The organism is Lysobacter sp. ESA13C (assembly GCF_019970005.1).
GTDB lineage: Bacteria > Pseudomonadota > Gammaproteobacteria > Xanthomonadales > Xanthomonadaceae > Lysobacter > Lysobacter antibioticus_B.
In genome coordinates, this window is the sequence record NZ_JAHXYK010000005.1 from 256,055 (window position 1) to 282,171 (window position 26,117).

The window sequence follows — 26,117 nt, forward strand, 5'->3', positions numbered from 1 at the left end:
GTGGCGGCTTGCGACCGAAGGAAATCCAGACGGGGTGCTCCCGAGCACGAACATCGGACGATTGCCGTTGCCGTTGCCGTTGCCGTTGCCGTTGCCGCTGCCGCTGCCGTTGCCCTTGCTGTTGCTGTTGCTGTGCGCCGTCTAAGCTTCGCGAAGGCCATAGAAGACCCGGAGGGCGGCCCGCAGGGATGCGGGCCGTTTTTCATCGGGACAAGGATGTCCCGTATGAAAAAGCCCTGCGTCGGCATCGAACGCGCGGGCTTGTGATTCAAAGAGAAGCATTTTTCTTTGGTTACCTTTCTTTTGTTGCTTATGACAAAAGAAAGTAACCCGCCGCTTTAGTGGCGGAAGCTCTTAGCGTTTGATCTTGATTTGGCTGATCGAGAAGCCACAAGCAAGAGCAAAGCTTCCGTCCGCTGACGCGGCCGGGTTACTTTCTTTTGCTAAGCCCAAAAGAAAGGTAACCAAAGAAAAGGGCTCTCCTTGACGAAGCTCCCCTGCGAGCACGCAGCTTGCGCCGGGATTTTTCGATAAGACGTCCCTGTCTTATCGAAAAACGGCGCACGTCCTGTGCGCCGCCCTCCGGGTCTACGATTGCATCGCAAGTTCGGAACTGCGCCAAGCTTTCATGGCAACAGCAACAGCAACAGCAACAGCCGTCGTTGCTCTTGGGTAGGAGCGGCGCAAGCCGCGACCGCGAATTCGCCGATGCGACGGAACCTCGGCTGCATGATGCAACCTCTCGCAATCGCGACGCCCACGCTTCGCTGCCGACCGAATCGTTCCGACGATGCAATGCGCACAATCGCCGCACCTCCCTCTGCCATGACTGCAATGAACCGACGCGATCTGATGACCTGGCCGCTATCGGCGATGGCGCTGTCGATATTGCCGATGCCGGCAATGGCGGCGGGTGATCGGCCTGCGCGCGAACGACGCTCGGTCGCATGCGCCCTGGATGGGGAAACGCTGAGCTTGTCGCTCGTGCGGCAGCCGGGCCGCGGTCCGGTGGTGCTGTACGTACACGGCGCGACGTTCCCCTGCGATTTGTCGGTCGGCTGGCGCATGGGCGGGCTGTCGTGGCTCGACCATCTGCAGGCGCAGGGCTTCGATGCCTGGGGTCTGGATTTCGCTGGTTATGGCCATTCCGAACGGCCGGCGGTGTTCCAGGCCGATCCCGGCTCGGCGCCGGCCTGGGGCGATTACCGCATGGGCGCGGCGCAAATCGCCGCGGCGATCGCCGCGATCGGGCGCGAACGGCCGCGGGCGCCGATCCATCTGCTTGCGCATTCCTGGGGCACGCTGCCAGCTCGGCAGGCGGCGATCGAGCATCCCGATGCGGTGAACAAGCTGGTGTTGTTCGGGCCGGTTTCGACTCGCGAAGGCTCGCCAGGCGATGAGGCCAAGCCGGCCTGGACCTTGATTAGCGCGGCCGATCAACGGCCTCGGCAGCGCTCTGGTTTGCCGGCGGATGCGGCCACGCCGGTCAGTTCGCAGGAACTGGAGCGCTGGTGCCAGGCCTATCTGGACAGCGACGAAGGCTCGGCCACGCGCAGCCCGCCGTCGGTGAGAGTACCCAACGGGCCGGTCGCCGACATCGAGCGACTCTGGGCCGGACAGGCGCTGGTCGACAATGCACGCGTGCGTCAGCCGACTTTGATCGTGCGCGGCGAGTGGGACCACGTCACCACCGATGCCGATGTCGCGCGACTGTACGCCGAACTCAGCGGGGCGGCGGAGCGGCGCGAGGTCAAGATTTCGGGCGGCAATCATTGGCTGCACCTGCAACCGCGGCGCACGGCGCTGTGGTCGACGACCACGGCTTTCCTGCGCGATTGATCGCTCGCGAACCGAAGCCACACCGTGCAGGCAAAGCGGACACGCTCGGCAACGCAGCCGCTCGCGGCTCAGGGGTTCAGCGTCGCCCGGTACCTCGGCGCGGTGCGCGCCTGAGTCAGTTGCTCGAAGGCATAGCCTAGCGACAGCAGCTTCGCATCGCTCCAGCGCCGGCCCATGAAGACCATGCCTACCGGCAGGCCGGAGGCTTCGCCGAGCGGCACGGTCAAACTCGGGTAGCCGGCCACCGCGGCCGCGCCCCAGCTCGCGCCGCCGAAGGGGTCGCCGTTGACCGCATCGACCATGAAGGCCGGGGTCGTCGCCACTGCGATCAGGGCGTCGAGCTTGTGCCGCTTCATCACCGCATCGATGCCTTGCGCGCCGGCGAGTTGGCGCGCGCGCGCCGCGGCCTTGCGATAGGCCGGCTCCTTGAGGCTGCCTTTCTTGTTGGCCTGTTCTAGCAGCTCCTGGTCGAAGTAAGGCATCTCGGTCGCGGCGTTCGCGCGGTTGAAGGCGATCAGCTCGCTCAGCGTTTTGACCGGTGCATCGTGTTCGCGCAGGTAGCGTTCGACGCCGTCCTTGAATTCGTACAGCAGCACCTCGAACTCGGCCTTGTTCCACTGCCCCGCGGTCGGAATCCGCACCTCGACGATGGTCGCGCCGGCATCGCGCATGCCCTTGAACGTGCGTTCGAGCACCGCGTCGATCGATGGAGGCGTCTTGACCCCGGAGTCGCGGATGAAACCCAGGCGGGCGCCGCGCAAGGACTCGGCGTCGAGCGTCGCGACGTAGTCGTCGATGCGCTTGCCGGCGGCGGCTTGTGCGGCGGCATCGCCGCCGGCGTCGGCCGCGGCGAGCACGCTCAGCAGTCGTGCGGCATCGGTGACGTTGCGCGCCATCGGGCCTGCGCTGTCCTGGCTGTGCGAGATCGGAATGATGCCGGCGCGGCTGACCAGGCCGACGCTGGGCTTGAAGCCGACCAGGCCGTTCATGGCCGCCGGGCAGAGGATGCTGCCGTCGGTCTCGGTGCCGACGCCGAGGGTGGCCAGGCTGGCGGCGATGGCGGCGCCGGTGCCGCTGCTGGAGCCGCAAGCGGTGCGGTCGAGCGCGTAGGGATTGCGGGTCAGACCGCCGCGGCCGCTCCAGCCGGAGATCGAGCGGATCGAGCGAAAATTGGCCCACTCGCTGAGATTGGTCTTGCCGAGGATCACCGCGCCGGCCTGGCGCAGCGCGGCGACCAGCGGCGCGTCCTGCGGCGGGCGGTGCGCGGCCAGGGCCAGCGAACCGGCCGAATTGACCATCGGCGTGGCGTCGATGTTGTCCTTGATCAGCACCGCGATGCCGTGCAGCGGGCCGCGCAGCTTGCCGGCCTTGCGTTCTTCGTCGAGCGCCCGCGCCTCGGCCACGGCATTCGGATTGAGTTCGATCACCGCGTTGAGCCTCGGCCCGTCGTCGTCGAGGGCGGCGATGCGGTCGAGGTAAGCCTGGGTCAGTTTGACGCTGCTGAAGTCGCCGGCGGCCATGCGTGTCGCCAAGGTCGCGCTGTCGGCCTCGGTGAGGCGCAGTGGGTCGGCAGGCAGGAAACCGCGCGGCAGGTCGGCCGGCACGGCCGGGCGGGTCGGGCGCGGCGCGCCGCTGCTCGCGCAACCGACGACGGCCAGGACGAGCGCGACGGCGCTCAGGCGCAGCGCGGGCGTGGCGGACATGGCGGATTCCTGCAGAGACTCGGGCGAGTATGCCCGCGCGAACGTACACGGGCGAGGCACACTCGTCCGCTGGTGCGGCGCAGGATGCCGTTCGGTCGGATGGCGGTCCTCCTATGGACAGTGCGCGAGTGTCGGCGCGCCGATGCGGCTCAGGGCGCGCGGCTGCCCGCGGGCCGGATCTTGCGATAAACGAATTCCGGCGCCGGCGCCTGCGATTCGCGCTCGGCCAGTTCGCGCACGCCGGCGTGGTCGGGCGAGCGATCGCAGACCGGGTCCAGGGTGTCGGCGCGTCCGCTCAAAGCCAGCGCCTGGCAACGGCAACCGCCCCAGTCGATCTCGCGACGGTCGCAGCTGCGGCAGGGGTCCGGCATCCAGTCGGTGCCGCGATACCGCTGGAAGGCGTCCGACTCGCGCCAGATCTCGCCCAGGCCGCGTTCGCGCACCGAATCGAAATGCAGCCCGGCGATGGTTTCGGCGGCGTGGCAGGGCAGGACCTTGCCTTCCGGAGTGATGTTGACGAAGCGCTGCGCCCAGCCGCCCATGCAGGCCTTGGGACGGCGCGCGTAATAGTCGGGGGTGACGTAGTCGATGGTCAGGGTGCCGCGCAGGCGCTGGCGCGCGTCCTCGACCACGGCGGTGACGGCGTCGAGCTGCGCGCGGGTCGGCATCAGCGCGGCGCGGTTCTTCAGGCCCCAACCGTAGTACTGGGTGTGGGCGACTTCGAGCCGGCCGGCACCGAGATCGAGCGCGAGTTCGATCATCGCCGCGACGCGTTCGGCGTTGTGGCGATGGACCACGGCGTTGAGAGTCAGCGGCAGGCCGAGTTCGCCGCACCAGTGCGCCAGGGCGAGCTTGCGCCGATGGCTGCCGGCATACCCGGCGATGCGGTCGGCGCCGCGCTCCTCGCTGTCCTGGATGCTCAGTTGCAGATGATCGAGGCCGGCCTGTTGCAGGGCGAGCAGACGTTCGCGCTCGACGCCGACCCCGGAGGTGATCAGGTTGCAGTACAGGCCCAGCGAACGCGCGTGTCGCAGCAACTCGGGCAAGTCCTTGCGCAGGGTCGGCTCGCCGCCGGAGAAGTGCACTTGCAGCACGCCGAGTTCGGCGGCTTCGCCGAGCACGCGCAACCAGTCGGCGGTCGCCAGTTCGTCGCGCAGGCCGACCAGTTGCAGCGGATTGGAGCAATAGGGGCAGGACAGCGGGCAGCGATGGGTGAGTTCGAGCAGCACCGCCAGCGGCGGTGCCGGTGCGCGTTCGGCGCGCAATGGCGGCGCCAGCGCGGCGGCGACTGTCGGCGATGGCGTCGCTGCGGTCATGAGGCCGGCGCTGCGACCGCGAGCATGCGCTTGTCGAGCAGGCTGGCGAACAGTTCGAGCACGTCGCCGCGGACTTGCTCGGCATCGGCGTCGTACTCGGCCGAGAGCGCGGCGACGATCGCGTCGACGTCGGCGGCACCGTCGACGCGCGCCAGCACGGCGTGGGCGATCTCGTCGAGTTCGACCACGCGTTCGGGCGCCAGCAGCACCCATTGTTCGCGCGCGCGGTCGTGTTGCAGGCGCACACCGGCGGGGAAACGCGGTACCGCGCGGACATCGATGGTCGCGCTCATGCGCCGGGCTCCGGGGCGGGGCGGAAAGCGCCCGGCGGGATCATGTCGATGCGGTCCTCGCCGGGCGCATTGCCGACATAGGCCAGGTAAAGGGCGTCGAGCATCGACCACAGCACTTCGCACTTGAAGCGCAGCGCCGCGCAGACCGCGTCCTGCTGCTCGCGGGTGCGCGCATGATGTTTGACGTAGTCGAGGGCGAAGTGGGCGTCCTGCGGCGCCTGGTGCAGGCGCGAATCGAAATAGGCGAGGGCCTGTTTCGATACGAAATCGTAGTGGGCGAGCATGCCGGCGACGCGCTGGCCGATGATGTTCGGCGCGAACAGCTCGGTCAGCGACGAGGCGATGGCTTCGAGCAGGCTGCGTTCGCGCACGAAGTGGATATAGGCCTGGACCGCGAAACGCGTCGCCGGCAACAGGCCGCGTCCGGACTCGACCAGGTCGCGGTCGAGGCCGAGCGCGTCGGTCAGGTGCAGCCAACGCGCGATGCCGCCGTCGCCGGGGCGTTCGCCATCGTGATCGACGATGCGCTGGCGCCAGACGCGGCGCAGGTCGGGGTCTTCGATGCGGGCGAGCAGGGCGGCGTCCTTGAGCGGGATGCAGCGCTGGTACTCGAAGCGATTGAGCGCCCAGGCCTGGACCTGGCCGCGGTTCAGACGGCCGCTGTGCAGCAGCGCATGGAAGGGATGCTTGTCGTGATAACGCTCGGCGCCGATCGCGCGCAGGCGCGCTTCGAGCTGCGCAGGCGTCAGCAGCGCGTCGTCGGCGATGCGCGGCCCGGACGGGTCGGTTTCGATGGCGTGCGCGTTCACAGCCCGATCTCCATCACAGCGTGATCTCCATGCCGTCCTCGGCGACTTCCCAGCCGTGCGCGGCGACGTGCGCGCGTTCGGGCGAGGCCTCGTCGAGCACCGGGTTGGTGGTGTTGAGATGGATGAACAGCTTGCGCTGCACGTCGAGGTCGGCGAACGCGGCGAGGGTGCCGCCGGCGTCGCCTTCGCCTTCGCCTTCGCCGAGGATGTTCATGTGGCCCATGCGCGCGCCGGTCTTGCGGCCGACTTCGGCGCGGATCAGCTCGTCGTCGCGCCATAGGGTGCCGTCGAAGAACACCAGGGCCGCGCCGCGCAGGCGTTCGCGCAAGGCCGGCGTCATCGCCGCGCAGCCGGGGACATAGAAGCAGCGTTGCGCGCCGTCGGAAATTTCCAGGCCGACGGTTTCCTCGGCCGAGCCGGCGAGGTCGCCGCCGCTGCGCGATTCCATGAACAAGGGCACTTTGCCGGGCACGCTGAACGCGGTCACGCGCAGGCCGAGCGGAGCGTCGAGGCCGGCGATATCGAGCGGCGCATCGAGGGTGAGCGGCTTGCGCGTTACGTACTCGGGATCGAGCGCATCGAAGATCGCGTTGTCGCGCAGCAACTGCAGCACGCGCGCACTGGCCCACAGGTCGAAGCGCTGGCGTTCGCGCATCGACAGCAGGCCGGCGATGTGGTCGATCTCGCCGCTGGTCAGCAGCACCGCCTCGATCGGCGAATGGCGCAGGCCGCGTTGCGGCCACAGCCGTGGAATGGCCAGCACCTGCTGGCGGAAATCGGGCGAGGCGTTGATCAGCAGCCAGCGTTCGCCATCGGCGCTGACCGCGATGCTGGCCTGGCTGCGGCGCTTATGGCCGGGCTCCTGGCGCCAGGCGCGCCGGCTGCCGGGGGTGTTGCAATTCCACTGCGGGTAACCGCCTCCGGCCGCCGCACCGAGCACGACGATATGCATCATCGTGTCGCCATCGGGCCAGCGTTACGACTCGCGCGCGTTGCGACGGCGGAAGCGGGCATGATTCAGAACAGGTCGCCGGAGGAGTACGAATTGATTTCGCAGCCGACCGAGATTTCGCGGATCTGAGGCTTGGACCAGGTCTTCATGTAGGTTCCTCGCGTTGGGGAGTGGGGCCTTGCCGGGACGGTGGAACCGCGGGCGATGGCTTGCGCGCGTCCGCACGGCCTTGCATCGCGCACGCCGGGATGCGGAGGCCGCGGCATGCGGTCCGGCCGGGGCCGCGACCTCAAAACGATACACCCGCCGGGTGGGCGGCGCCTGTGATTTCGAGCCCGATCGTGGTGCGTGCGGCAGGTTCCGGCACGCCCGGATGTCGCCGCCGAACTGCGAGGGCCGGCCTCAGTGACGGCGCTTGAACAGGTCGCGGCCGAGAACCCAAACCACGATCACGTTGATTATGAGAACTGCAATGGCCAGCCAGCCGGGATGGCGATAGAGGGCATAGAGATCGAACGGCAGATACAGGGCCGCGCCGATGCAGCCGAGCCACGAGGCCCAGGCCTTCGCCTTCCACAGGCCCCACGCTTCGAGCAGATGCAACAGGCCGTAAGCGAGCACGACGCCGGCGGCCAGGTGCACCGAGTGCGGGCTGATCGCCTGCACGAGCCAGGCCAGCGAGCCGTGTTCGGGATCGAGATGGAAGCGTTTGATGAGTTCTTCGATCCAGCGCTGCAAAGGCGCCGGGCCGAGCAGTTCCAGCCCGCTCGCGGCCGACAAGGCGAGCAGGCCCTTGATCGCTTCGACCGCGGCGATCAGGTGCAGACCCGGATGGGCCTTGGGGTCGCTGTCGTAATCGGGGGCGGTCGAGGTCATCGCAGTGCGCCGGATGCGGATCGCAGGCCAGGCCGCGCGTGTCGGTTCGAAGCGAACCGGCAGGAATCGAAGGGGCTTGGGTCGAACCGGGTGGAATCGAACCGGATAGAGGCGGGCCGGATAGAGGCGGACCGGATAGAAGCGGACATGATCAGATCGTGCATGGACATGCGGCGTTCGATCCCGGTTGTGCGTCAGGGTTCCCGGCCTGCGCTATCGAGCGTGGCCGTCGGCTGTGCCGGTATAGGCCGCAGAAACCGAAACGCGCGCCATCGGCGCGCGTTCCTTGGCCCCTGGCCTCTCCCGCGGGCGGGAGAGCGTTGGGGCGATGCCGCCTTGCGGACAAGGCGGCGCTCGTAGCGATCAGGCCGCGCGCGAGGCGCGCTTGCGATCGCTCTCGGTGAGGAACTTCTTGCGCAGGCGGATTTCCTTCGGGGTGACTTCGACCAGCTCGTCGTCCTCGATGAAGTCCAGCGCCTGTTCCAGCGTGTACTTGATCGCCGGGCTCAGCTGGATCGCATCGTCCTTGCCCGAAGCGCGCATGTTGGTCAGCGGCTTGGTCTTGATGGCGTTGACGGTCAGATCGTTGTCCTTGGAGTGGATACCGATCAGCTGGCCCTCGTACACGTTGTCGCCTTCGGCGGCGAACAGGCGGCCGCGCTCCTGCAGCGGGCCCAGCGAGTAGGCCGGGGTGGCGCCCGGCGCATTCGCGATCATCACGCCGTTGATGCGCTTGGCGATCGCGCCCTGTTCCTTCGGGCCGTAATGGTCGAACACGTGGAACAGCAGGCCCGAACCCTGGGTCAGGGTGCGGAACTCGTTCTGGAAGCCGATCAGGCCACGCGCCGGGATCATGTAATCCAGGCGTACGCGACCCTTGCCGTCGGGCTCCATGTTCTTCATCTGCGCCTTGCGGGTGCCCAGCTTTTCCATGACGCCGCCCTGGTGCTGCTCTTCGATGTCGACCACCAACTGCTCGATCGGCTCCATCAGCTTGCCGTCGATTTCCTTGATGATGACTTCCGGGCGCGACACGGCCAGCTCGAAACCTTCGCGGCGCATGTTTTCGATCAGCACCGACAGGTGCAGCTCGCCGCGGCCCGAGACCAGGAACTTGTCCGGGTCGGAGCCTTCCTCGACCTTCAGCGCCACGTTGTGCAGCGTCTCGCGCTCCAGGCGCTCGCGCAGCTGGCGGCTGGTGAGGAACTTGCCGCCGCTGAGCTCTTTATTGCCGGCGAACGGCGAATTGTTCACCTGGAAGGTCATGCTGATGGTCGGCTCGTCCACCGTCAGGGCGGGCAGGGCTTCCGGGGTATCGAGCGCGCACACGGTGTCGGAGATCGACAGCTCGGCGACGCCGGAGATGGCGACGATATCGCCGGCCTCGGCTTCCTCGGTCTCCAGACGCTCAAGGCCCATGAAGCCGAGCACCTGCAGGACCTTGCCCTGGCGCTTCTTGCCGTGACGGTCGATCACGCTGACCGGCATGTTGCGGCGGACCTTGCCGCGCTGGATGCGGCCGATGCCGATCAGGCCGACGAAGTTGCTGTAGTCCAGCTGGCTGATGCGCATCTGGAACGGGCCGTCGAGGTCGACCTGCGGCGGCGCCACGTGCTTCATGATCGCTTCGTACAGCGGGGTCATGTCGCCCGAGCGCGCGGAGTCGTCGAGGCTGGCGTAGCCGTGCAGCGCCGAGGCGTAGACGATCGGGAAGTCGAGTTGCTCGTTGGTGGCGCCGAGCTTGTCGAACAGGTCGAACACCTGGTCGATGACCCAGTCCGGACGGGCGCCCGGGCGGTCGATCTTGTTGACCACCACGATCGGCTTGAAGCCCATCGCGAAGGCCTTCTGGGTGACGAAGCGCGTCTGCGGCATCGGGCCGTCCATCGCGTCGACCAGGATCAGCACCGAGTCGACCATCGACAGCACGCGCTCGACCTCACCGCCGAAATCGGCGTGGCCTGGGGTGTCGACGATGTTGATGCGGTTGCCCTGCCAGGTGATGGCAGTGTTCTTGGCCAGGATCGTGATGCCACGTTCCTTTTCCTGGTCGTTGCTGTCCATCGCGCGCTCGGCCAGCACCGTGCGTTCGGACAGGGTGCCCGACTGCTTGAGCAGGCAGTCGACGAGGGTGGTCTTGCCATGGTCGACGTGGGCGACGATGGCGATATTGCGCAGGCGTTCGATGGACATGCGATTGGACGCCGGAAGGCGCTATAGCTGAGGAAGTAAGCCGATCATTATAGCGGGCAAACATGGCAAGTGCCTGCGGGGCGAGGATTTATTCGCCTGCGGGCCAGTTTTATGAACAGGGCAGGGCGATCCGGGCCGGGCAGGCCCCGGGGCGCAGGCCTCGGGCGCGGTTTTCCCCGCGGCCCGTGCTGACTGTCCCAAGCTGGGCCGGGCGCCGCCGGCTGCCGTGGGCGCGGCCGCGCGCGGTTCGTCGCGGACCGGCCCGAATCGCCCATCGGGTACCCTTGTGGATGGCCCCGGGCGCCGCCATGTCGGCTGCCGAACGTCCGTTGTCCCATCCCCTCGCACCATCTGGAGTCCGCTGTATGAGCCTGATCGCCACTTTCGACACCGACCGCGGCCCGATCCGCGTCGAACTCGCCGCCGACAAGGCGCCGCTGACCGTCGCCAACTTCGTCAATCTGGCCCAGCGCGGCTTCTACGACGGCCTGAACTTCCACCGCGTGATCCCGAACTTCATGATCCAGGGCGGCTGTCCGCAGGGCACCGGCACCGGCGGCCCCGGCTATCGTTTCGAAGACGAGACCCGTAACGGCCTGGGCCACCAGCGCGGCGTGCTGTCGATGGCGAACGCCGGCCCGGGCACCAACGGCAGCCAGTTCTTCATCACCCACATCGTCTGCGACTGGCTCGACGGCAAGCACACCGTGTTCGGCAAGGTCCTCGAAGGCCTGGACGTGGTCGATGCGGTCAAGCAGGGCGACAAGATCAAGTCGGTCAAGATCGAAGGCGACGTCGCCGGCGCCCTGGCCGCCAAGGCCGAGCGCGTCGCCGACTGGAACAAGGTCCTCGACGAGAACGCCCGCGCCTGAGGCCTGGCGGGCTGCGGCGGCCACCGTCGCAGCCATCGCTGCCAAGGCAGGACACGAAAGACGGCCGCAAGGCCGTCTTTTCGTTTCTGCAGCGCCGCCGCCGGCATCCGCCGCGGCGGCCGCGCCAGGGCCGCGCCGAAGCGGCCGCCCCGGCAAAGCGGCGCGGCCGATCGGGCACCGCGAACGGCGGCGAAGACGCCGATCCGGGCGCGTAAACAGGCCTGGTCGAAGCCGGCGCGGCGGCGACGCTGTGCTACCATTTTGCGGCTCGAACCAGTGGTTCCGGCAGGCGTTTCCGGAGCACTGTTCTTCAGCTGCCGGGCGCGCCGACGCGCCGCCACTGCCGTCTCGCGCACGCTCCTCTCCCGCACCAGCTCCGTCGTACACCACCCCACGAGGTTCAAGACGATGCCCCAGCTCGCCCGGCGCATCGGTCGCGCCAAGCCCAGCGCGATCATGCAGGTTGCCGAAAAGGCCAAGCGGCTCAAAGCCGAAGGCCGCGACATCATCAGCTTTTCGATCGGCGTTCCCAACTTTCTGCCCGGCGACCATGTCTACGCCGCCGTGCGCGATGCGCTGGCCAAAGACAGCGGCCAGTACGGCAGCAACCGCGGCGCCGACGCCTTGCTGGATGCCTTCATCGAGCACATGAGCAAGATCGGCCTGACCGGCTACGGCCGCGTCAACGTCGCCACCGGCATCGGCGCCAAGCACGTGATCTACAACATCGCCGAAGCGCTGCTCGACGAAGGCGACACGATCGCGTTCCCGACCCCGTACTGGACCAGCTATCTCGACATCGCCGAGATCGTCAACGCCCAGATCGACCTGCTGCCGTGCCCGGCTTCGCAGGACTACAAGCTCACCCCCGCCCAGCTCGACGCCGCACTGGCGAAGAAGCCGAAGGTGTTCTTGTTCAACAACCCGTCCAACCCGACCGGCATGGTCTACGGGAAGGAAGAAATCGACGCGCTGGCCGACGTCGTGGCGAAGTATCCCGACACCTGGATCATCACCGACGACATCTACAACCGCATGGTGTTCGACGGCCTGGGCTACCACAACTTCGTCCATGCCCGTCCGGAACTGCGCGACCGCGTGATCTTCATCGACTCGCTGTCCAAGACCTACGGCATGCCGGGTTGGCGCGTGGGCTTCATGGCCGGACCGGAATCGGTCGCCCAGGCCGTGACCACGATGAACTCCAACCACATCACCAACGTGCCGGAAGTCGTCACCGCCGCCGCGGTCGCCGCGCTGTCGGGCCCGCAGGACGTGCCGACGCAGAAATGCGCCGAGTTCCAGGCCAAGCGCGACCAGGTCATGGCGGTGATGAACGCCATTCCGGGCGTGGTTTGCCCGCGTCCGCAGGGTGCGTTCTACGTGTTCCCGGACATCAGCGTCGCCTTCGGCAAGACCCATGCGCCGAGCGGCCTGAAGATCGGCAACGACATGGATTTCTGCAGCGCGCTGCTGGAAACCAAGGGCGTCGCCTGCGTGCCGGGTTCGGCGTTCGGCGAGCCGCGGGCGCTGCGCATCAGCTACACCTGCCCGACGCCGCAGCTCGCTCCGGGCCTGCAGCGGTTCCAGGAGTTCTTCGCCGAGCTCGTCTGAGCCCGGCGAAGTCCCATCACTGACGTAGCCAAGGAAAGCCTCGCATGCGCGTACTCACCGTCCTGCTGATCCTGGGTCTGGCCGGTGGCGCGTATGCGCTGGCCTACAAGGGCGATACCGCCTGGTTCGCCACGCGCCAGGCAGAACTGAAACCCGACGACCCGCGTCACCAGACCGGCGACAAGCGCATCGTGATGCTGGCCGCGGAGTGGTGCGGCTACTGCGAAAAGCTGCGCAAGGATTTCGAACTCGCCGACGTGCGCTACAGCATCATCGACATCGACACGCCCGCCGGCCAGCGCGCCATGAGCGCGGTCGGCGCGCGTGGCGTGCCGGTGACCATCGTCGGCCAGGAGATCGTCTACGGCTACGACATGGACGAGATCAAGGACCGGCTGAAACCGCTGGGCTATCGACTCTGAAGCGCCTGGAGCGCTTGGCGCAGCTATCGAATTTGAAAGCGCTAGGCGCTTTCGCATCCTCATTCACGATCACCTTGGCGGGCCCCCGCGCCCGCACCATCGATCAACTAGCGAAGGAAACACCCCGATGAAGACCCCCGTCCGCGTTGCCGTCACCGGTGCTGCCGGCCAGATCGGCTACTCGCTGCTGTTCCGCATCGCCTCCGGCGAAATGCTCGGCAAGGACCAGCCCGTCATCCTGCAGTTGCTCGAACTGCCGCTCGAAAAAGCTCAGGCCGCGCTGAAGGGCGTGATCATGGAGCTCGAGGACTGCGCGTTTCCGCTGTTGGCCGGCGTGATCGGCACCGACGACGCCGAAGTCGCGTTCAAGGACGCCGACGTGGCCCTGCTGGTCGGCGCGCGTCCGCGCGGCCCGGGCATGGAGCGCAAGGACCTGCTGCTGGAAAACGCCAAGATCTTCACCGCCCAGGGCGCGGCGCTGAACAAGGTCGCTTCGCGCGACGTCAAGGTGCTGGTGGTCGGCAACCCGGCCAACACCAACGCCTACATCGCGATGAAGTCGGCTCCGGACCTGCCGGCGAAGAACTTCACCGCCATGTTGCGCCTGGACCACAACCGCGCGCTGAGCCAGCTCGCCGCCAAGGCCGGCGTCGCCGTGGGCGACATCGACAGCCTGATCGTGTGGGGCAACCACAGCCCGACCATGTACCCGGACTACCGCTTCGCCAAGGCCGGCGGCGTGTCGCTGAAGGACAAGATCAACGACGCCGCCTGGAACGCCGACAGCTTCATCCCGACCGTCGGCAAGCGCGGCGCGGCGATCATCGAAGCGCGCGGCCTGTCCTCGGCGGCCTCGGCGGCCAACGCCGCGATCGACCACATCCGCGACTGGGTGCTCGGCAGCAACGGCAAGTGGGTGACCATGGGCGTGCCGTCCGACGGCAGCTACGGCATCCCGGAAGGCGTGATGTACGGCGTGCCGGTGATCACCGCGAACGGCGAATACACCCGCGTGGAAGGCCTCGAAATCGACGCCTTCAGCCGCGAGCGCATGGACAAGACCCTGGCCGAGCTCGAAGAAGAGCGCGCCGGCGTGGCCCACCTGCTGGGCTGATCGCCGCGCGATCGCGATGCATGAACGGGGCGGCCTTGGCCGCCCCGTTTTCGTTTGGGGGCTGGATCGCCGGATGCCCCGATCCCTCTCCGCGGCGATCGCCCCGTGTTTCGCCGACGCATCGCGATGGCGGCTCGCGTCGTCGGCCCATTGCGCAGCGCCCCAGGCGTTTTCCCCTTGGTCGAAAGGGGCCGGGCCCTCTGCCGCCGAACCGGCCGCGAGCGTGTAGCATCGATCCCGCTCCGAAGTCCGAGGGGACCCCAGTCCGATGAGCGAGACCCTGCGCCTGTTGATTGCCGACGACCACCCGATGTTCCGGGCGGCGCTGCGTTATGCGCTCGGCGAGATCGCGCCGGGCGCCAGCATCGTCGAGGTGTCGAGCCAGAGCGCGCTCGAAGCGGCCATCGCCAGCGGCGAGGAGTTCGACCTCGCCATGCTCGACCTGATGATGCCCGGCGCGATGGGTTTCTCCTCGCTGGTATACGCACGCGGCGAGCGGCCCGAGTTGCCGGTGGTGATCATTTCCTCCAACGAACACCCGCGTACGATCCGTCGTGCCCAGCAGTTCGGCGCCGCCGCCTTCGTACCCAAGTCGGCGCCGACCACGGTGCTCGGCGAAGCGGTCAAGGCGGTGCTGGCCGGCGATGTCTGGTTTCCGGCGCAGAAGGCCGAACGCGACGAACACGATGCGCAACTCGCCGACCGTCTTGCCCTGCTGACGCCGCAGCAACTGCGCGTCTTGATGCGTCTCGCCGATGGCCTGCTCAACAAACAGATCGCCTACGAACTGTCGCTGGCCGAAAACACGGTGAAGATCCACGTCACCGCGATCCTGCGCAAACTCGGCTGCCACTCGCGCACCCAGGCGGCGGTGCTGGTGAAGGGGCTGTCGCTGGAAGACGAAGGCGCGGACTTGCACGGCTCGACGGCGCAGTAGCGAAGAGGGCGCCAGAGCTCATGTGCAGTTCCCCCCTTTGCAAAAGGGAGGGGGCTTTGGCTTTGCAGTGAGCGCTAAAGCAAATCCCCCGCGCCATTGGAATCGAACTCAGGCCTCGTGATGGCGCAGGGCGCAGCCCCCTTTGTCAAAGGGGGCGATTATTCCGGTCGGCAACCTCGTTACGTGCTGGGATCTTGCACGGCCGACAACGCGACAAGGCAGCCGTGCAGTTCCCTCCTTTGAAAAAGGGGGCAGAGGGGGCTTGGGCTTTACGGCGAACGTCAAAGCAAATCTCTCGCGCCATTGGAATCGAACCCGGGCCTCGGGGGGCGCAGGGCGCAGCCCCCTCTGTCAAAGGGGGCGATTATTCCGGTCGGCAACTTCGTTACGAGCTGGGATCTTGCACGGCCGACAACGCGACAAGGCAGCCGTGCAGTTCCCCCCTTTGAAAAAGGGGGGGGCAGGGGGGGATTTGCTTTGGCTTTGCGGCCAACGCTCAAGCAAAGCAGCGCAGTGCCTTGTCTCTGACTAAGGCTTGCTCCGAATACGCAACCGCTATCCCTCAACCGCACCGCGTCCCAACAAGCGCATCGACAGCGCGCGCAGTGCGGCCGGTTTGAGCGGTTTGGGCAGGAAGCTCCAGCCGCGTTCGGCTGCGCGCGGGCGCAGAGTGGGGTCGGCGTCGGCCGACATCAGCACCACCGGCGGCATGCGCTCCCACTCGGCTTCGAGTTGGAGGGCCAGCTCGAAGCCGGTGCTTTCGCCCAGGCGATAATCGAGCAGCAACAGTTCGGGCATGGCCCGCGACGCGGCCATGTGCAGGGCGCCGGCCGCGTCGGCGGCGGTGTCGACGCGGCAGCCCCAATCGCTGAGTAGCCGTTGCGCGGCGTGTCGAGAATGCAGATCGTCGTCGACCACCCACACGCGGCGGCCGCGCAACAACGGGTCGAAATCGGATACGGCATCGCTGTCGTGGGCTTGGTCCGAAGCGGCGGCCGCAGCCGGTTCGGCTTGGGTGGCCGCATACGGCACTTCCACCGAGAACACGCTGCCGCGGCCGGGCCACGAACGCACCGCGATGCGGTGGTCGAGCAGTTGGGCGACGCGACGTACGATCGCCAGACCGAGCCCGGCGCCGCGCGCCGGCGCTTCGATGCCGAGGTCGAGGCGCTGGAATTCCTCGAAGATCAGTTCGAGTTTGTTGGCCGGAATGCCGGGGCCGGTATCCCAGACCTCGATGCGCAGGCTATCGTCCAGGCGCCGCGCGCCGAGCACGATGCGGCCATCGCGCGGAGTGAACTGCAAGGCGTTGGAGAGGAAGTTCTGCACGATCCGGCGCAACAGCACTTCGTCGCTGTCGACCACGGCGCTGGAGGCGATGCAGTGCAGGCGCAAGCCGCGCGACTCGGCCAGGATGCGGAACTGACTGTCGATGGTGGCGAACACGCGCGCCAAGGGCAGGGCGCCACGGCGCACTTCGAGCGCGCCCGATTCCAGGCGCGAGATGTCGAGCAGGCTCGACAAGATGTCGTCCTGCGCCGCCAGCGCGGCCTCGATGTGGTCGGTGAGTTCGATGCCCTCGGCATCGACGCGCCGGCGCAGCGACGACAGATACATGCGCGCCGCGTTCAAGGGCTGCAACAAGTCGTGCACGGCCGCGGCGACGAAGCGGGTCTTGGAGCGGTTGGCGCGTTCGGCCTCGCCCTTGGCGGTCTGCAGGTCGCTGGTGCGTTGTTCGATGCCGCGTTCGAGGCTGTCGGCGAGCGTGCGCAGATCGCGCGCGGCCTGTTTGTAGGCGGTGATGTCGGCGTAGCTGGTGACGAAGCCGCCGTCCGGCATCGGGTTGCCGCGGATCTCGATGACGGTGCCGTCGGGGCGCTCGCGTTCGTGCAGGTACGGCTGGCCGCGTTGCAGGTGATCGAGGCGGCGGCGGATCGCCTCTTCGGGATCGCTGCCGAGCAGGCCGCGGCGGGCGTTGTAGCGGATCAGGTCCTCGATCGGCCGCCCGACCTGCAGCAGCTCGGGCGGGTAGCGGAACAGCTCGGCGTAACGCTGGTTCCAGGCGACCAGGCGCAGTTGCGAATCGACCACGCTGACGCCCTGCGGCAAATGCTCCAGGCTGTGGCCTTCGCCGAGGCTGGCCTGGCGCGCGGCCTGGACCACGCCGTCCTGCGCCGTGCGCAAGGCCTCGGCGTGGTGCTCGACCATCTTTTCCAGTTCCTGCCGGCTGCGCAGGCGTAGCGTCGCGATGCGGTGACGCTGCAGGATCAGCAGGGCCAGCGAGACCAGCAGCAACCAGCCGCCGGCGGCGACCGCGCGCGCGATCCAGGCGGTGCGCAGGCTCGGCGTGGTGTCGCGCAGCAGGTGCAGGGTCCAGTTTTCGCGCGGCAGGTGCAGCGATTGCCACAGCATCGGCTCGCGCATCGCCGGGTCGCGCAGGCGCACCACGCGCGCGCCGCCGCCGATGTCGCGTTCGAGCCGGATCGAGGCCAGGCGCAAGGGCTGTCCTTGGTATTGGCGGGTCAGTTGCAGTTCGCGGCGTTGCGCCGGTGTCGGCGGCTCCAGCATGCGGTAGCGCCACTGCGGCGTCGCGCTCAGGAACACCACGGCGTTAGCGTCGCTGAGCAAGACCAGGTCGCCGCGCTCGCTCCAGTCCGAACGGATGTCTTCGAGTTCGACCTTGACCGCGACCGCGCCGACCGCGCCGCCGCGCTCGTCGTGGATGGCGCGGGCGATGAAATGGCCGGGCACGTGGGTGGTCACGCCGATCGCATAGAACTCGCCGGTGCCTTCGGTCATCGCCTGCTGGAAATAAGGGCGGAAGGCATAGGAATGGCCGACGTTGCTGTTCGACCCCGCCCAGTTGCTCGCGGCGATGCCGATGCCGTTGCCGTCGATCAGGGTCAGGGTGCTGGTGCGGTTGGCGAAATTGAGCTGGACCAGACGTTCGTTGGCGCGCTGGCGTTGCAGCTTGTCGTCCGGGTTGGCGAGGGTGGCGCGCAGTTGCGGATCGAGCGACAGCACCGCCGGCATGATCCGGTAGCGGTCGATGTGCTGTTCGATGACCTGGGCGCGTTGATCGAGCAGGACCCGCGCCTCGGCGGCCTGGCGTTGCAGCGCCCGGGTATAGGCCACGCGCCCGGCGATCAGCATCGCCAGCAACAGCACGGCCAGGATCGCGGCGATCCAGAGCGCGGTCTTGAGCTGGCGAGGGCGGGGAATCACGGGGGCGGGGCTCGTTGAGGCCTCGGTGCAAGACTAACCGGTTTGGGCCGAGGGCCGCAGTGGCGCCGGGTGTCGAGGGTTCGCGGTCGCGACTGGTGACCGCAGCAAATCCAGTAGGACGTCGCTCCTACCCAAAGCGGCGCGCTCTTAAGGGGTAGGAGCGGCGCGAGCCGCGACCGCGTCAAAGCAACTACTGCGCGACGATGGTCACACGAGACTCAAAAATGCACCTGCGCCCGCAGCTCCAGCACGTCTGGGTCGGCCGACAACACACCCTTGTCGGCCGACATGCGCACGTAATTGGCCTGGAACTTGAAGTGCGTGGTCAGGTACCAGTTCACGCCGAGGGTCAGGTCGCGCTGGCGCCCGCCGGCGATGCCGCCGTCGTCGAGGTCGAGTTCGCCGTAACGCGCGAGCAGTTCCACCGCGCCATAGCCGTGCGCCGGTTTGATGTTGGCGACGTTGTTGTTGCTGTAGGGGCGGGATTCGCCGGTCAGCACCCAACTGCCGGTCACGTAATAACCGTGGGCGGTGAAATCGCGCGCGCCGTTTTCGCGTTCGGCGCTGGCGCGCAGGTACTCGGCCTGCACCGACCAGGGGCCGTCGATCCACAGCGCTTCCAGGCCGTTGCGCACGATGCGGTCGGTGTTGCGCAGGCTGCCCGAGTCGACCAGGCGCACCGGCGTCAGTCCATTCTCCGGGCGCGCACGGAACCGCGCCGACGGGCCGAAGTAGGCGCCGCGTCCGTCGCGGAAGCCGTGCGGGTTCTCGACCGAGCCGGTCAGGCCCAGATGCACGACGCGGTTCTTGTCCTTGACCGGCGTCCACACCGCGCGCGCCGCGGCGGTGGTGCCGGGGTTGTCGCCCTGCAGGTCGTGACCGAAGAAGTAGGCCGTGCTCACGGCATAGCGCGGCCGTTCCAGCGACCACTCCACGCCGGTGCGGCGGCCCTGGAACATCGCCTGCGAGGCCGCCGACAGTTCCATCATGCTGCCCGTGCGCGAGGCCGCGACGCTTTCCATGCTGACCGGGGTCTTGAAATAGCCGACCCGTAGCTTGCCGTAGTCGGCGCCGAACAGCGCCTTGGTTTCCAGGCGCAGGGCGACGTCGAGCCAGAGCTTGGACTCGAAATCCATGACCGCGGTGAAATCGTAGACATCTTTTTTCTTCAGGCCGATGCCGAATTCGCGGCGACGGTAGTGGCCGTCGTCGCCGAGCGCGGTCGCCGCGGTGCCGTAGCCGCGGTCGCCGGAAAAGTCGACCACGTCGTAGGCGAAATTGCCGGTGGCCGACAACTCGGTGCCGTTGCCGAAGCTGTACTTGGTAGGCCAATCGTCGAAGCCGGCGGCCTGGGCGATGCACGAGGCGGACGACAACAACACGGCGGACAAGGCGAGGGCGAGACGATCGGGACGCGGCATCGGGCGGGCTCCAGGGTCGTGCAGCAGCCGTCCTGGCAGCAGCGTGCCGTGCCGGACGCGATGCGTCCGGCTGCGGCGATGGCTAAGGGAGGGGGTGTCGCTAAGCGGGCGTTACGGAGGGCTCAGGCGATCTTGTCGGCCAGCGGCGCGTGCGTGTCCGAGGGCAGGGCGGCGTCGAGTTCGACCGCGCTCGGCGGGTTGAGCAGCTCATGGTTGAGTTTGTCGCGATCGAGCTCGTTCTCCCAGCGCGCCACCACGATGGTGGCGACGCCGTTGCCGATGAAGTTGGTCAAAGCGCGCGCCTCGCTCATGAAGCGGTCGATGCCGAGGATCAGCGCCAGACCCGCGACCGGCACCGCCGGCACCACGGTCAGGGTCGCGGCGAGGGTGATGAAGCCGGCGCCGGTGACGCCGGAGGCGCCCTTCGAGGTCAGCATCGCCACCGCGAGCAGGGTCAGTTCCTGGGTCAGGGTCAGGTCGACGTTCAGCGCCTGGGCGATGAAGATCGTCGCCATCGTCAGGTAGATGTTGGTGCCGTCGAGGTTGAAGGAATATCCGCTCGGCACCACCAGGCCGACCACCGGCTTGGAACAACCCAGGCGTTCGAGCTTGCGCATCAGCGGTACCAGTGCCGACTCCGACGACGAGGTGCCGAGCACCAGCAGCAGTTCGTCGCGGATGTAGCGGATGAAGCGCAGGATGCTGAAGCCGGTGAAGTAGGCGATGGTGCCGAGCACGACCAGGATGAACACCGCGCAGGTCAGGTAGAAGCTGCCCATCAGGCGCGCCAGCGGGCCCAGCGAGTCGACGCCGTACTTGCCGATGGTGAAGGCCATCGCCGCGCCGGCGCCGATCGGGGCCAGCTTCATGATCATGCTCATCATGCCGAAGAACACCTTCGACACCGACTCGAACAGATCGACGATTTTCTCGCCGGTCTTGCCGATGTGCAGCAGGGCGAAGCCGAACAGCACCGCGAGCAGCAGCACCTGCAACAGGTCGCCGTTGCCGGTAAAGGCATCGGTGAAGGTCTTGGGAATGATGTGCAGGAGGAACTCGACCGTGCTCTGGTCCTTGGCCGCGGCGGCGTATTTCTCGACCGCGCTCGCATCCAGGGTGGCCGGATCGGCGTTGAAGCCCGCGCCGGGCTTGAGCGTGTTGACCACGATCAGGCCGATCACCAAAGCGATCGTCGAGACGACCTCGAAATAGAGGATGGCCTTCACGCCGACGCGGCCGACCTTCTTGACGTCGGAGACGCCGGCGATGCCGAGCACCACGGTCAGGAAGATGATCGGCGCGATCAGCATCTTGATCAGCGAGATGAAGCCATCGCCGAGCGGTTTGAGCTTGACCGCGAAGTCCGGGAAGAAGTGGCCGACCACGCCGCCCAGGAGAATGGCGCCGAGCACCCAGAGGTAGAAACGCGAGCCGGACTTTTTCATGGCGGGTACTCAGGCGAGGAACGAGTGGAGAGGAACGAGCAGTGAGTGGAGCGTTGGCGCTCAGTCGCGGTCGATGTGCGAATGCTTGCGGGTGTCGGGCATCAGGGTGTAGACCAGCAGCGAGCAGGCGATGCAGGCGCTGACGTACCAGAAGAAGCCGGTCTCCATGCCGATCTTCTTGAACCACAGTGCCACCGGTTCGGCGGTGCCGCCGAACAGGGCGACGGTGAGCGCGTAGGGCAGGCCGACGCCGAGCGCGCGGATCTCGACCGGGAACAGTTCGGCCTTCACCACCGCGTTGATCGCGGTGTAGCCGCTGACCGCGCTGAGCAGGATCATGATCAGCCAGAACGCCTGCATCGGCGTCTGCGCGTCCTGGATCAGGTGCATCACCGGCACCGTCAGCACCGTGCCGAGCACGCCGAAGGCGATCAGCAGCGGGCGCCGGCCGATGCGGTCGGACAGGGCGCCGACCAGCGGCTGCATCAGCATGTAGACGAACAGGGTCGCGGCGTTGATCAGCGACGCGGTCTCCTTGTCGAAACCGGTGCTGATGGTGAGGAACTTCAGCATGTAGTTGGTGTAGGTGTAGAACGCCAAGGTGCCGCCCATGGTCAGGCCGATCACCGTCAACACCGCGCGCGGGTGCTGCATCAGGGTGCGCAGCGAACCTTCCTTGCGCTGCGGCGTGTCGCTGGCCTTGAGCTTGGTGAAGGATTCGGTCTCCTGCATGTTGCGGCGCAGGTACAGGGCGATCACCGCGGCCAGCGCGCCGATCGCGAACGGTATGCGCCAGCCCCAGGACTTCAGCTGCTCGTCGTCGAGCACGAATTGCTGCAACACGATCAGCACCATCAGGGCGAGCAACTGGCCCATGATCAGGGTGACGTAGAGGAAGCTCGACCAGAAGCCGCGGTTCTCGCGCGAGGACATCTCGCTGAGGTAGGTCGCCGAGCTGCCGTATTCGCCGCCGACGCTGAGGCCCTGCAGCAGGCGCGCGAACACCAACAGGATCGGCGCGAAGATGCCGAGGGTCTCGTAGCCCGGGGTGAAGGTGATGATCAGCGAGCCGGTGCACATCATCAGCACCGACAGCATCAGCGCCGCTTTGCGGCCGCGGCGGTCGGCGTAACGGCCGAACACCCAACCGCCGAGCGGGCGCATCAGGAAGCCCACGGCGAAGATCGCCGCGGCATTGAGCGCTTGCGAGATAGGGTCGCCCTTGGGGAAGAACACGTGGGCGAAGTACAGCGAGAACGCGCTGTAGACGTACCAGTCGTAGTACTCGACCAGGTTGCCGATCGACCCGGAGAAGATCGACTTCAGGCGCTGGCTGGGGCTCATGGCCGGGGCGCTGGCAAGGAAGGTGTCGGCGGTGGTGGCGCTCACGGCGGCTCCTGGTTGGGTAGGGACGGCGCCGGATCGTTCGATGCGGAGGCATCGCGGAACGGCCATGGCACGACGGCGGCACGTCCCTGCGCCCGCTGCCGATGGTGGGCGCGCGGCCGGCCGCGACCAATAGCACCTTAGGGTTAGGGCCGGCCGAGGCCGCGCCGAAGGCCGGAAATGCAGGCGCTCCGCCGCATTCGGCGTGTGCGGATCGACGGCGGCGAGGGGCTTCGGCGCCGTGACGGCGGTCGATGAATCCGCGGACCGCGCCATCGGCAATCGGCGTCGCGGCGCGGCCGCACTCGCGCCTCGCAGCGGCGTCGCGGGCGCAGCCTCGCCATCTGCGCGTCATCTGCGACCGCCATCCTTGCCGGCTGTGATCGATGCCCCTTTGGAGATGTGCGAATGAAACGAGCCCACGCAACGCCGACCCTGGCGCTGGCGATCTGGTCGGCGCTGGCGATGCTTCCGGCACAGGCCGCCGAGCTCGAGACCGGTGCCCTCGACTCTGCGGCCGATGCCGCCGCCGGCAGCGACGCGACCACGCTCGATGCGGTGTCGGTGATCGGCATGGGCGAGACCCGCCAGGTCCAGCGCATCAAGCGCGCCGACCTGGAGCTGCCGGCCCCGGGCACCAGCGCACAGAAGATCCTCAACAAGCTGCCCGGCATCTCGGTGCAGTCCAACGACGTCTACGGCGCCAACGAGGAATCCCAGACCATCAGCCTGCGCGGCTTCAACCAGCGCCTGTTGGGCTACACGCTCGACGGCATCCCGCTCGGCGACAACAGCTACGGTAACTACAACGGCCTGGGCATCAGCCGCGCCCTGATCGGCGAAAACCTCGCCGGCGCCGAACTCGCCGCCGGCGTGGGTTCGCTCGGCACCGCCTCGACCAGCAACCTCGGCGGCACCCTGCAGTATTTCTCGTCCGACCCGGAGGCCGAATTCGGCCTGCGCCTGGCCCAGACCTTCGGCAGCGACAAGACCCGCCGCACCTATGCGCGCCTGGACACCGGCGATCACGGCGGCTTCTCGATGTATCTGTCCGGCTCGATCCTCAGCGCCGACATGTGGTCGGCGCCGGGCGACAACCAAGACCAGAACCAGGTCAACCTCAAGGCCGTCTACAACTTCGGCGACGGCCACCGCATCAGCGCTTACCTCGCCAGCGCCGAGACCAGCCAGGCCAACTTCGCCTATCTGTCCAAGGGCCTGCTCGCGCGTGGCGCCGGTTGGGACTGGAACCTGTACAAGCCCGATTGGCAACGCGCCCTCGCCGCGGCCTATTGCGCGCCGCGCCCGTGGCCGGCGCGCCAGCATCTGGCCGGCGACAAGCGCTGCGCCTTCAGCGGCCCGGCCAACAGCATCGACGACGCCTACTACGCCAGCCGTGCCTTGCGCACCGACCACCTTGCCGCGATCGCCGGCGAGTTCAACCTCGGCGAAGGCGTGCAGCTGAAGTCGCAGGCCTACTACCACGACAACCGCGGCCAGGGGCACTGGTGGTCGCCGGGCAATTACTCCTACCCGAACACCTCCAAGGCGATCCCGATCTCGATCCGCAGCACCAACTACGGCATCAACCGCTACGGCGCGATGGCCTCGTTGAACTGGGAGATCGGCAACCACCGCATCGAAGGCGGCTTCTGGTACGAGAGCAACCACCACGACGTGCAGCGCAACTTCTATTTCATCGAAGGCCCGGTCAACGACGACCGCTACCTGCGCGACCCGGATCGCCGCCTGTTCTTCCAGAAATACCGCATCAATACGCGCCAAGCCTATCTGCAGGACACCATCAGCCTGCTCGACGGGCGCATGACCCTCGACATCGGCGCCAAGAGCACACAGGTCGACATGCGCGCCCGCCAGGTGGCGCCGTCGACCATGGAAGTGCCGAACGCCACCGGCCGCCTCAAGACCGACAAGAGCTTCCTGCCGCAGTTCGGCATCGGCTACAAGCTCGGCGAAGGCCAGGAGCTGTTTGCGGCCTATACGCGCAACGTCGCGGCCTTCGTCGGCGGCGGCGCCGGCGGCCCGCTGGCGATCAACCAGGCCGCGTTCGATGCGCAGAAGGACAGCCTCGACCCCGAGGAGTCGCGCACCATCGAAGCCGGCTACCGCCGCGTCGGCGAGACCTACCAGGCCTCGTTGAGCCTGTACGCGGTGCGTTTCGACAACCGCCTGCTGTCGCTGAACCCCTGCTCGAGCATCGAAGCCGGCACCCGGCCGGAGTGCATCACCAAGTTCTTCAACGTCGGTTCGGTCGACAGCGTCGGCAGCGAGCTGGTCTTCATCTGGAAGCCGACCGAACAGTTCCAGTGGTACAACGCCTTGTCGTGGAACAAGTCGACCTACCAGGATAACTATATCGACAGCGGCCGCGAGATCCAGACCCGCGACAAGCGCGTGGTCGACGTGCCCGACAAAATGCTGTCGAGCGAACTCAGCTACCGCAGCGGCCCCTGGCTGCTGAGCCTGAGCGGCAAGTACACCGGCAAGCGCTACTACACCTACACCAACGACAACGGCTTCGGCGGCTCGACCACCTTCGACGCCTCGGCCCGCTACACCTTCGGCGCGATGGGGCCGTTCCGGCAGTGGTCGGTGGCGCTCAATGGCAGCAACCTCACCGACAAGCGCACCGCCAGCAATCTGACCGCGTTCAGCGCTTCCGACCCGCAAGGTAAGACTTTCGCCTTCCATGCCAACGCGCCGCGGCAGGTGTTTCTGACGATCGACGCCCGATTCTGATCGGCTTGGCTTTGTTTTTGCTTTTGCTCGGCCTGTGCTTGGGCTCTAGCTCTAGTTGTGTAGCTTTGGCTGTGCGTAGCCTAGGACTAGCGAAGGCCGTCGAAGACCCGGAGGGCGGCGCGCAGGGATGCGCGCTGTTTTTTATCGGGACAGGGATGTCCCGTATGAAAAATCCCTGCGGATGCACCGCTCGTGCGGGCTTGTGATTCAAAGAAAAGCATTTTTCTTTGGTTACCTTTGACCGAAGGGAATCCAGTCGGACTTTTGTTGCTTATGACAAAAGAAAGTAACTCGCCCGCTTGCGGGCGAAAGCTCTGCACTTGCTCGAAGAAGGGAGCATCGCGAATCCTTCTCCTGTAGGAGCGGCGTGAGCCGCGACCGTAACCTCTCAATATCGCGCCGATGCCAGCCGCAGCCTGTCAGGGTAGGAGCGGCGCGAGCCGCGACCGCGCTGCGACGGTCTTGCGGCGTTTCGCTCCCGCGAGATCAAGATCAAAATCCAGATCAAACGCCTAAAGCTTCCGCCACTAAAGCGGCGGGTAACTTTCTTTTGTCATAAGCGACAAAAGAAAGTAACCAAAGAAAAACGCTTTCTCTTTGAATCACAGGCCCGCGCGAGCGATGCCGACGCAGGGATTTTTCATACGGGACATCCATGTCCCGATGAAAAACGGCCTGCATCCATGCAGGCCGCCCTCCGGGTCTTCCATTGCCTTCGCAAGTCTTAGGCTGCGCACAGCCAAAGCCAAAGCCAAAGCCAAAGCCAAAGCCACAGCCACAGCCAAAGCCAAAGCCAAAGCCACAGCCACAGCCACAGCCACAGCCACAGCCAAAGCCAAAGCCAAAGCCAAAGCAATGGCTGACCGCAGCAAGGGCAGGGCAGCGACTCCTGGAGCAAGCCTCCGACTAGGCCGCCAGGTCCCCATTCACACCCCGCCAA

General features: G+C 66.9%; 19 protein-coding genes. 7 read left to right on the forward strand and 12 right to left on the reverse strand.

The annotated features are described in order from the left end of the window. The first annotated feature begins 834 nt into the window (after positions 1–834). Positions 835–1,839 carry an alpha/beta fold hydrolase gene (locus LC490_RS12455; RefSeq protein WP_223620338.1) on the forward strand — a complete coding sequence of 335 codons (1,005 nt, stop codon included), beginning with the start codon at positions 835–837 and terminating at the stop codon, positions 1,837–1,839. A 68-nt stretch (positions 1,840–1,907) separates the two neighbouring features. Here LC490_RS12455 and LC490_RS12460 read toward each other — a convergent pair whose 3' ends face one another. From LC490_RS12460 to typA, 7 genes are all read right to left on the reverse strand, one after another. Beyond that, positions 1,908–3,359, reverse strand: coding sequence for an amidase (locus LC490_RS12460; RefSeq protein WP_255610891.1), 1,452 nt, complete (start codon positions 3,357–3,359; stop codon positions 1,908–1,910). 332 nt (positions 3,360–3,691) lie between these two features. Further along, a complete protein-coding gene (gene pqqE, locus LC490_RS12465) occupies positions 3,692–4,858 on the reverse strand; it encodes a pyrroloquinoline quinone biosynthesis protein PqqE (RefSeq protein ID WP_223620340.1) in 1,167 nt (388 codons plus the stop codon). After that, complete coding sequence (gene pqqD, locus LC490_RS12470; RefSeq protein WP_223620341.1) at positions 4,855–5,151, reverse strand: pyrroloquinoline quinone biosynthesis peptide chaperone PqqD; 297 nt, start codon at positions 5,149–5,151, stop codon at positions 4,855–4,857. The genes pqqE and pqqD overlap by 4 nt, the downstream gene beginning before the upstream one ends. Further along, complete coding sequence (gene pqqC / locus LC490_RS12475; protein WP_223620495.1) at positions 5,148–5,918, reverse strand: pyrroloquinoline-quinone synthase PqqC; 771 nt, start codon at positions 5,916–5,918, stop codon at positions 5,148–5,150. Before pqqC ends, pqqD begins: the two co-directional genes overlap by 4 nt. Positions 5,919–5,973: 55 nt before the next feature. Continuing rightward, entirely contained in the window at positions 5,974–6,912 is a 939-nt protein-coding gene (pqqB, locus tag LC490_RS12480; RefSeq protein WP_223620496.1) for a pyrroloquinoline quinone biosynthesis protein PqqB, read from the reverse strand. A 402-nt stretch (positions 6,913–7,314) separates the two neighbouring features. Next, positions 7,315–7,788, reverse strand: coding sequence for a DUF2127 domain-containing protein (locus LC490_RS12490; protein WP_223620342.1), 474 nt, complete (start codon positions 7,786–7,788; stop codon positions 7,315–7,317). A gap of 363 nt (positions 7,789–8,151) precedes the next feature. Further along, the gene (typA, locus tag LC490_RS12495) at positions 8,152–9,981 is read right to left on the reverse strand and encodes a translational GTPase TypA (RefSeq protein ID WP_031373211.1); all 1,830 of its coding nucleotides are present in this window, start codon (positions 9,979–9,981) and stop codon (positions 8,152–8,154) included. Between the two features lie 365 nt (positions 9,982–10,346). On the opposite strand from typA, the gene LC490_RS12500 reads away from it, so the two are divergent. The 5 genes from LC490_RS12500 (at position 10,347) to LC490_RS12520 (ending at position 14,940) form a co-directional block, all read left to right on the forward strand. Continuing rightward, a complete protein-coding gene (locus tag LC490_RS12500) occupies positions 10,347–10,853 on the forward strand; it encodes a peptidylprolyl isomerase (protein ID WP_031373212.1) in 507 nt (168 codons plus the stop codon). Positions 10,854–11,261: 408 nt separating this feature from the next. Continuing rightward, positions 11,262–12,467, forward strand: a complete 1,206-nt coding sequence (locus LC490_RS12505; RefSeq protein ID WP_031373213.1) for an aminotransferase class I/II-fold pyridoxal phosphate-dependent enzyme — start codon at positions 11,262–11,264, stop codon at positions 12,465–12,467. A gap of 44 nt (positions 12,468–12,511) precedes the next feature. Then, positions 12,512–12,889, forward strand: coding sequence for a glutaredoxin domain-containing protein (locus LC490_RS12510; RefSeq protein WP_031373214.1), 378 nt, complete (start codon positions 12,512–12,514; stop codon positions 12,887–12,889). A 127-nt stretch (positions 12,890–13,016) separates the two neighbouring features. After that, entirely contained in the window at positions 13,017–14,003 is a 987-nt protein-coding gene (locus LC490_RS12515; protein ID WP_223620343.1) for a malate dehydrogenase, read from the forward strand. Between the two features lie 268 nt (positions 14,004–14,271). Then, on the forward strand, positions 14,272–14,940 hold the full coding sequence (locus LC490_RS12520; RefSeq protein WP_223620344.1) for a response regulator transcription factor: 669 nt from the start codon (positions 14,272–14,274) through the stop codon (positions 14,938–14,940). A gap of 555 nt (positions 14,941–15,495) precedes the next feature. Here the strand turns inward: LC490_RS12520 and LC490_RS12525 are convergent. From LC490_RS12525 to LC490_RS12540, 4 genes are all read right to left on the reverse strand, one after another. After that, positions 15,496–18,162: a hybrid sensor histidine kinase/response regulator gene (locus tag LC490_RS12525; protein WP_223620497.1), complete on the reverse strand. Its 2,667-nt coding sequence runs from the start codon at positions 18,160–18,162 to the stop codon at positions 15,496–15,498. Between the two features lie 221 nt (positions 18,163–18,383). Next, the gene (locus tag LC490_RS12530; RefSeq protein WP_223620345.1) at positions 18,384–19,586 is read right to left on the reverse strand and encodes a porin; all 1,203 of its coding nucleotides are present in this window, start codon (positions 19,584–19,586) and stop codon (positions 18,384–18,386) included. 122 nt (positions 19,587–19,708) lie between these two features. Next, the gene (locus LC490_RS12535) at positions 19,709–21,031 is read right to left on the reverse strand and encodes a dicarboxylate/amino acid:cation symporter (protein WP_051885240.1); all 1,323 of its coding nucleotides are present in this window, start codon (positions 21,029–21,031) and stop codon (positions 19,709–19,711) included. 60 nt (positions 21,032–21,091) lie between these two features. Continuing rightward, positions 21,092–22,420, reverse strand: coding sequence for an MFS transporter (locus LC490_RS12540; protein ID WP_223620346.1), 1,329 nt, complete (start codon positions 22,418–22,420; stop codon positions 21,092–21,094). A gap of 405 nt (positions 22,421–22,825) precedes the next feature. Here LC490_RS12540 and LC490_RS12545 point away from each other — a divergent pair, with 405 nt between their 5' ends. Beyond that, positions 22,826–25,177, forward strand: a complete 2,352-nt coding sequence (locus LC490_RS12545; RefSeq protein WP_223620347.1) for a TonB-dependent receptor — start codon at positions 22,826–22,828, stop codon at positions 25,175–25,177. A 602-nt stretch (positions 25,178–25,779) separates the two neighbouring features. Here LC490_RS12545 and LC490_RS12550 read toward each other — a convergent pair. Next, positions 25,780–26,049 carry a hypothetical protein gene (locus LC490_RS12550; RefSeq protein WP_223620348.1) on the reverse strand — a complete coding sequence of 90 codons (270 nt, stop codon included), beginning with the start codon at positions 26,047–26,049 and terminating at the stop codon, positions 25,780–25,782. Positions 26,050–26,117 lie beyond the last annotated feature (68 nt).